The following is a 6456-nucleotide window of genomic DNA, read 5'->3' as shown; positions in this document are numbered from 1 at the left end:
CGAGGCCGCGGCTTCTTCTTGCCCATGGGCTCCATGATGAACATCCTTCCGGAGCACAAGCTCCTGATCTCGGATGTCCGTCAAAACGGGTCAGGCCCAATGGAGACCGTGGGTAAGAAGAAGCCGAGGCCTCGTCGTAGGTTCGCCGCAGAGTTCACGGTTGAGATCGTCGAGTGATGTCGGCGCGGCGATCGGTCGATCGGTCAGAACTCGAAGGACTTCGATCGCACCGAGACCGGGGTCAGGGAGTGGGTGAAGCAGGCCGAGCGTGATGCCGGTACGCGCTCCGACGGGCTGACCACCGCCGAGCGGGACGAGCTCGCGCAGCTGCGGCGGGAGAACCGCCGGCTCCGCGAAGACGTCGACATCCTCAAGCGTGAAACGGCGTTCGTCGTCAAGGCCATCCTGAGTGGTGCCCGGCGGGGTTCGCTCGTTCTTTGCTGCCTCGCGCACGGTGTCGATGGCTTGCCTTCGATGTGCGGCCGCGCCGGGCTCCCAGGGCCCGTGGGGACCGTGGCTTGATAGGAGCCTGCCATCGTGCTCGATTGAGGCGTGCCCGCCTCCACGGTCCCGGGACCCCCTTTCCTGCTCTCGACGTGAGGAGTGCCTCGGCATGGTCGTAATCGGCGCCGATTCCCACAAACGCACCCACACGGTCGTCGCGGTCGACGACGTGGGACGCCGGCTGGGAGTGAAGACCGTCTGCACCAACAGCAAGGGCCATCTGGAGCTGGTCCGCTGGTCGGCCCAGTTCGAGGAGGTCACCTTCGCGCTTGAGGACTGCCGGCATCTGACCCGACGCCTGGAGGCCGATCTGCTGGCGGCTGGCTGTCGCGTGGTGCGGGTTCCGACCAGGCTGATGGCCGGCGCCCACCGCTCGGCCAGAGAGCCGGGCAAGTCCGACCCGATCGGCGCGGAGGCAGTCGCCGTGGCTGCGCTGCGCCACCCAGACCATCCAGTCGCTCAACTAGACGGCCCGGCACGGGAGGTGAAGCTGTTGTCGGACCACCGCCATGACCTGGTCGTCCAGCGCACACGGATCGCCTCCCAGATCCGCTGGTACCTGCACGAACTCGACCCCGACCTGGCCACCCCTTCCCGCGGTCTCAAGCGCCACTGCATCGTCGCCGAACTGCTCGTCGAGCTGGACCGCTTCGACGGCACGATCGCGCGCCTGGCCCGCAACCTGCTGGACCGGTGCGACGAGCTGAACCACCAGACCAACGCACTCGAGGCCGAACTGCGCAAGCTCGTCCGCGCAATCGCTCCAAGCCTGCTGGACATCCCGAGATGCGGGATACTCTCGGCCGCAGTGATCATCGGCGAAACCGCAGGCGTGCACCGATTCCGCAACAAGGACGCCTTCGCCCGCTTCACCGGCACCGCGCCCGTCCCGGTCTGGTCAGGCGCCAGCAAGGGCAAGGTCCGGCTCAATCGCAGCGGCAACCGGACGATCAACTGCTGCACATGATCGCGGTCACCCAGGCCCGCAAGGTCGGCCCAGGACACGCATACATCACCAAGCAGCTCACCCGCGGCAAGGACAAAACCGCCGCCCTGCGGCTGCTTCGCCGCCGACTCTCCGACACCGTCTTCACCGCCCAGCGCGCCGACCAGCAACAAGACACCCAGACCACGCCACCGGTGTCCATCGCGGCCCGACCATCGAGCACACTTGACATAGGAGCATCAAGGAGACCCGGTGAACTGCTACCCGTTCACCGAGGCGGACAAGGCCGGCAACCACAACGACGCCAGGGCGTGTGACCTGCTGAGGGTCTCCCGTTCCGCCTATATACCGACCGCGCCAACCCGGATCCGCGCCACGCCCGGCGTGACGCCGAAATGGCCACCAAGATCATCGAGATCCACGACACATTGATCCGGACCTACGGCTGCCCGCGGGTCCACCACGAACTCCAGGGACAAGGCGAGAGGTGTTCCCGCAAACGAGTCGCCCGCCTCACGCTACTCAACGACCTGCACGGCCGCACCCCGCGGCACTGGAAGAAGACCACGATCGCCGACCCGGCCGCCGCCGCCCGCGCGGACCTGGTCGGGCGTGACTTCACCATCGACCCAGACCAGCCTCCCACCGGACACCCGCGGGTGCGGCGACATCACCTACATCCATACCTGGCCAGCGGATGCTGAGTAGCTCGACACCCCGCCCGAACCGTCCGGCACCTCGGGGATGCCGGTTGCGCCGTTCTGTCCGCACGTTTGGGACGGTCCGAACCCTCGCATCAGGCGCGAGAACCGTCGTTCCGTCGCGAGGCAGCGGCCGACGTGCCAGGACAGATCACGTCAAGCCGTTACGCGCGTGGGCCGGTGTCGCAGGGCGACCACCCCCGACCGGAACTCTTGGCGATCCACGAGCTCGAGCTGGATGCGCTCGCGCAGACCGGCGAGCAACGTCGGACCGTGTCCGGCAAGGACCGGCTGCACAATGAACACGTACTCGTCGATCAGTCCCAGATCTGCCAACGCCAGAGGGAGCGTCACGCCACCCACGAACAAGCCCTCGCCTGGCTCCTGCTTGAGCCGCTGAACCGCTTGCCCCAAGTCGCCTCGGACCAGCTCGGCATTCCAATCGACCCCGCTCAGCGTGCTCGACACCACGTACTTCTTCGTCCGGTCGATGGCCTCGGCGAACGGGATCTCCCACTCACCCATCCAGTCAGGCCACGGCTGCCGCCACGCCGACTCCATCATCTCGTAGGTCACCCGGCCGAAGAGCAGGGCATCGGCTCGTTCCATCTCAGCGGTCCAGTAGCGCATCGACTCCTCGTCGGGCGGGAGCCCTGCCTCGTGATGGCAGCAACCGTCCAGTGTGACGTTGATCGAGTAGCGAAGTGGTCTCATCTCGTCGCTCTCCCTTGATGCGCGCAGCGCGTTTTCACCGGGCCGTACGCAGATCGCCAGCGCGGTCTGAGTACCCCGAAGCGGAATGGTCTGGTCGCTCGCCTGGCCTGGCCTGGCATGGTGGCTCTCCTTGGGTCTGGGGGCCTTGTTTCGGTCCGGTTGTCCTATCCACGAACCGGCCACCCAGAATTCGACAACGCCGCACAGGACACCGAGAACGTCCACGCCGGACAGGTCGCCGATCAGTGCTTGTCGAGCCTCACTCCAGCAGCCTGGTCCATCGAGTCTTGCTACTCCCGTAGGCCAGGAGCCGATATCCGGTCTGATGTAAGGCTCTATTTGTGCAATTGATAATTACGTTCAGGCGAGTCTGCCCCATCCCTCCGCCCTACCCCGCTTTCAGGTCGAGGCCCTGGTACGCCGGCCGCTGCGAGCCGATCCCGATCACCGTCCGCGGCGGCGGCGGGTACAGCTCGACATCGACCAACGCGTGCCGGGCGAGGTGGGGAGTCCGCTCAGCCGGTGTGGTGATCAGGCCAGGACGAAGGTGTTCCTGACCCGCCGCGACGCGACGATGTAGCAGAGGCCGACGATGCTAGGCAGGCTGTCGAGGGTGGTCCCGAGGGTCGACTTCATGCCGAGCAGGTGCCAGCACACCAGAAACACAATGGCCAGAGCATTGCAGATGACGTTGTGGGCAATAGCCGACTTCTTTCGCTGCGCCATCAGGGCGAATATCACCACGGTATAGACCACCAGGATCAGGTTGCAGACTTCGTAGACGACGAGCGAGGGCAGGGGCACAAACGCGTTCAGCCCGGCGAGCGCCGGGCGAGCCTTGATGATGATGGCCGCGACGGCTAAGCCGAATGAGTGCAGTGTCTGCACGCCAAGGGCGATCACGTAGCAGAATAGCCACCCACGAACTTCCGCCAGTTCCGGCATGAGCGTCGGCAGATGGTCGGTTGGTGCCCGCCGTCCACGAATCCCTCGCTGATCGGCAACACGCCGGCCTGACACGGCCTGCGACCAATGCGACATCGACGCTCGACGAAACGGGAACCCGAACAGCCACATGGACACGCCGCCACTCATGATCGCCATCAACACGAACGGCATCGGCACTCCTCCGAGTCGAGACCCGGCACCCAGCCGGTCAGTTTCGATATCACCTGTCCGATGCTATTGAGTGCACACCTCTAGCGCAGTGGAGCCAGGGCCCGTCAGGTTGGTAGAGCGCACTCCACCAACCTGGCCGGGGCGACGATGTACGTACGATCGCTCAGCGGGTCGAGGGAGTTCACGCCACTTAGGTGTCGGGTTGCCTTGTCTCCCAGGGACCGGTGCTGTTCGTGGTGCGAAATGGTGTCAATTGATGGCGATCAACGGGGCGTGGTGCGGTCGGGTTGTCAACAAAGTCGCTGGTGGACAGGCCGCATGAGACGTTGTCGTGCCTCCTCGCAATGAGGAAGTCTTCGGTTCGATGCCGACAAAAGCCAGATAGGCCGCGACTTGGGCGTTCTCGATCCGCCCGGCGGTCCCAGTGCTGGCGCTGCATCCCAACGGTGTGACGCCCTTCTTGAGGGCGCAGGTCTCGTCCACCACGAACACGGGACCGGTCGCGTCGAGTCGCTCGACGACATACCGGCGCACGGCGTCACACACACCATCGGTATCCCAACTCGCCTTCCGCAGCGGGTGGTCCAGGCCATCAGGCGTGTCGTGACCGGCGTGCTCGGCCAGTGTCGAGCAGTTCTTCACCGCCAGCCCCGACGTCATCCTCGCGACCGCATCCCGCGAGCCGACGCGATTCCACCCGCGCGACGCGATCCGCGCTATCAACCCATTGAACTCCGCCTGCCAAGGTCCAGGGTCCACGCTTTGACCCGCGGCCGCCGCGAGATCCTCCGTAGTCCACACAATCCCCGGATCATCAAGCGGTGGCCGCGCTACGGCCGGGACCGCCACACCGCCAGGTCACGAACTACGACTGGAGTACTAAGCGGGCCTCTGCGAACTCAGCGCCCTTTGCACGCGCTGGTGAACCATCCAGCGTTGCCAGACTGTCCAGGTCGTCTATCGGAGCACGTGGCCGAACAAGCCATCGGACCGAGGCGCATCCGGCTCATCGGGCGCGGCGTCGATCGCTGCCGTCAAGTGATACTGCGCTTTATGTCCGCTGGGGTGACCGAGCGCAGGCACACATCCTGCCCGCTGAGGTAGGAACGCCACTCCTCGTTGCCAATGCCCTTGTCGGCCCATTTGCGCGATGAACCAACCTTGAGCCGATCGATCCTGCCCGCCTCGTCAGCAAGTGAGAACAGGTCGGTCTGCACCATGTGGGTTGGTTTTCGGCGGCAGTGTGGGCCGATGGCACTTGTATTGGGTGTTCCATGCGGCAGAGCGTCGGCGTGTTGGTCTTCTGAGGTCCATGTGCGGGCGTAGAGGAACTCTTCGGACAGGATTCTGTTATATCGCTCGATTTCCCGTTGTGACCGCGACCGTCGACAGTCGAATGAGTCCGGGCGAATGCACGGCATCTTGTTGCGGCGCAACTACCACGGCACTGCTCCCTGGTCGTTGAAGAAACCGCCGGTAGGGCCGTCGTCGACCAACGTGGCGAGATCGACAATGATGCGCGCTCCTTCGGCAACCGACCGCGTGCCCCGATGCCTGGTCATGCCCGTGGCGGTATAGCCAGGAGTCGCTGAATTGATCTTGATATGCGAGAGCGCATCGCTGGTGCTGAACGCCCTGGCGTACTGGATCGTGAGCATGTTCAGCGCCGTCTTGGACGAGGAGTAGGCCATCCGCAGGTCATTGTCACCGCCGAAATCGGTGCCGCTACCGGTCAACGACATCGACGCAGTGGTACTGGAGACGTTGACGATGCGCGGCGCCGCAGACTTGCTCAGTAGGGGCAGCATGGTTTGGATCACGGTGACCACGCCGAAGACATTGACCTCGTAGACTTGCCGCATCTCGGCGGCAGTGGTGCGCTCGGCGAGCTGGTCAACGACCGTTCCCGCGTTGTTGACCAGTACATCCAGCCGTCCGTACTTGCCATACAGCCAGTCGGCGACATCCCGGACACTGCCGGCATCGGTCACATCGAGCTGCACCGGGACCGGCTTCGTGCCCGCCGTGGCCAACTCGTTGGCGGCGGCCTTGCCGCGTTCGGAATCGCGGCTTGCCAGCACCACCGTGGTCCCACGTGCGGCGAGTTGCCGCACGGTCTCCTTTCCCAGCCCCTTGTTCGCTCCCGTCACCAGCGCCACGGGGTAAGCGGTCACAGCAGGACACCTCCCACAATCGTCTGGAAGCCAAGGGCGCGGCTTCCATTGTGATGATACAACTCGTATCATGAGATACAAGCTGTAGCATCAAGACTGTGGGACGGGACCAGCCGCAGACAGGACAACAAGGCTTGCGCGCACGCGGAGCCGAACGCACCAGGATCAACATCCTGGTCGCCGCTCGGCAGCACCTGATCGACGCCGGCTACCGCAGCCTCAGCCTCGAGCAGGTCGCCGCCGACGCCGAGGTCACCCGCGTGACCATCTACAGGAAGTTCGGCAACAAACTCGGACT

General features: G+C 64.7%; 10 protein-coding genes. 5 read left to right on the top strand and 5 right to left on the bottom strand.

The genetic code is table 11. From position 1 onward, the window contains the following. Positions 1-252 precede the first annotated feature (252 nt). The 4 genes from E0H73_RS45515 to E0H73_RS45505 all read left to right on the top strand — a co-directional run bounded on the left by E0H73_RS45515 (position 253) and on the right by E0H73_RS45505 (position 2154). Complete coding sequence (locus tag E0H73_RS45515) at positions 253-522, top strand: hypothetical protein (protein WP_131367551.1); 270 nt, start codon at positions 253-255, stop codon at positions 520-522. Positions 523-613: 91 nt separating this feature from the next. Further along, complete coding sequence (locus tag E0H73_RS45510; RefSeq protein WP_202867948.1) at positions 614-1471, top strand: IS110 family transposase; 858 nt, start codon at positions 614-616, stop codon at positions 1469-1471. Continuing rightward, a complete protein-coding gene (locus tag E0H73_RS46945) occupies positions 1468-1767 on the top strand; it encodes a hypothetical protein (protein ID WP_202867947.1) in 300 nt (99 codons plus the stop codon). Before E0H73_RS45510 ends, E0H73_RS46945 begins: the two co-directional genes overlap by 4 nt. A 78-nt stretch (positions 1768-1845) precedes the next feature. Further along, positions 1846-2154, top strand: coding sequence for an IS3 family transposase (locus E0H73_RS45505; protein ID WP_131367549.1), 309 nt, complete (start codon positions 1846-1848; stop codon positions 2152-2154). 153 nt (positions 2155-2307) lie between these two features. Here E0H73_RS45505 and E0H73_RS45500 read toward each other — a convergent pair whose 3' ends face one another. The 5 genes from E0H73_RS45500 to E0H73_RS45485 all read right to left on the bottom strand — a co-directional run bounded on the left by E0H73_RS45500 (position 2308) and on the right by E0H73_RS45485 (position 6158). Then, positions 2308-2865, bottom strand: a complete 558-nt coding sequence (locus E0H73_RS45500) for a dihydrofolate reductase family protein (protein ID WP_131367547.1) — start codon at positions 2863-2865, stop codon at positions 2308-2310. Positions 2866-3396: 531 nt separating this feature from the next. Beyond that, positions 3397-3984, bottom strand: coding sequence for a DUF2569 family protein (locus tag E0H73_RS45495; RefSeq protein ID WP_131367545.1), 588 nt, complete (start codon positions 3982-3984; stop codon positions 3397-3399). Between the two features lie 249 nt (positions 3985-4233). Continuing rightward, on the bottom strand, positions 4234-4644 hold the full coding sequence (locus E0H73_RS45490; RefSeq protein ID WP_131367544.1) for a transposase: 411 nt from the start codon (positions 4642-4644) through the stop codon (positions 4234-4236). A gap of 374 nt (positions 4645-5018) precedes the next feature. After that, complete coding sequence (locus E0H73_RS46455) at positions 5019-5204, bottom strand: hypothetical protein (RefSeq protein WP_165556180.1); 186 nt, start codon at positions 5202-5204, stop codon at positions 5019-5021. Between the two features lie 216 nt (positions 5205-5420). After that, a complete protein-coding gene (locus tag E0H73_RS45485) occupies positions 5421-6158 on the bottom strand; it encodes an SDR family oxidoreductase (RefSeq protein WP_238164700.1) in 738 nt (245 codons plus the stop codon). A gap of 98 nt (positions 6159-6256) precedes the next feature. On the opposite strand from E0H73_RS45485, the gene E0H73_RS48645 reads away from it, so the two are divergent. Continuing rightward, on the top strand, positions 6257-6456 hold a 200-nt coding region (locus E0H73_RS48645), incomplete at its 3' end, for a helix-turn-helix domain-containing protein (protein ID WP_420323464.1).

It is taken from the genome of Kribbella pittospori (assembly GCF_004331465.1).
GTDB classification, from domain to species: domain Bacteria; phylum Actinomycetota; class Actinomycetes; order Propionibacteriales; family Kribbellaceae; genus Kribbella; species Kribbella pittospori.
Note: the sequence above shows the minus strand (reverse complement) of the source record. Positions and strands in the feature narration are given on the sequence as shown.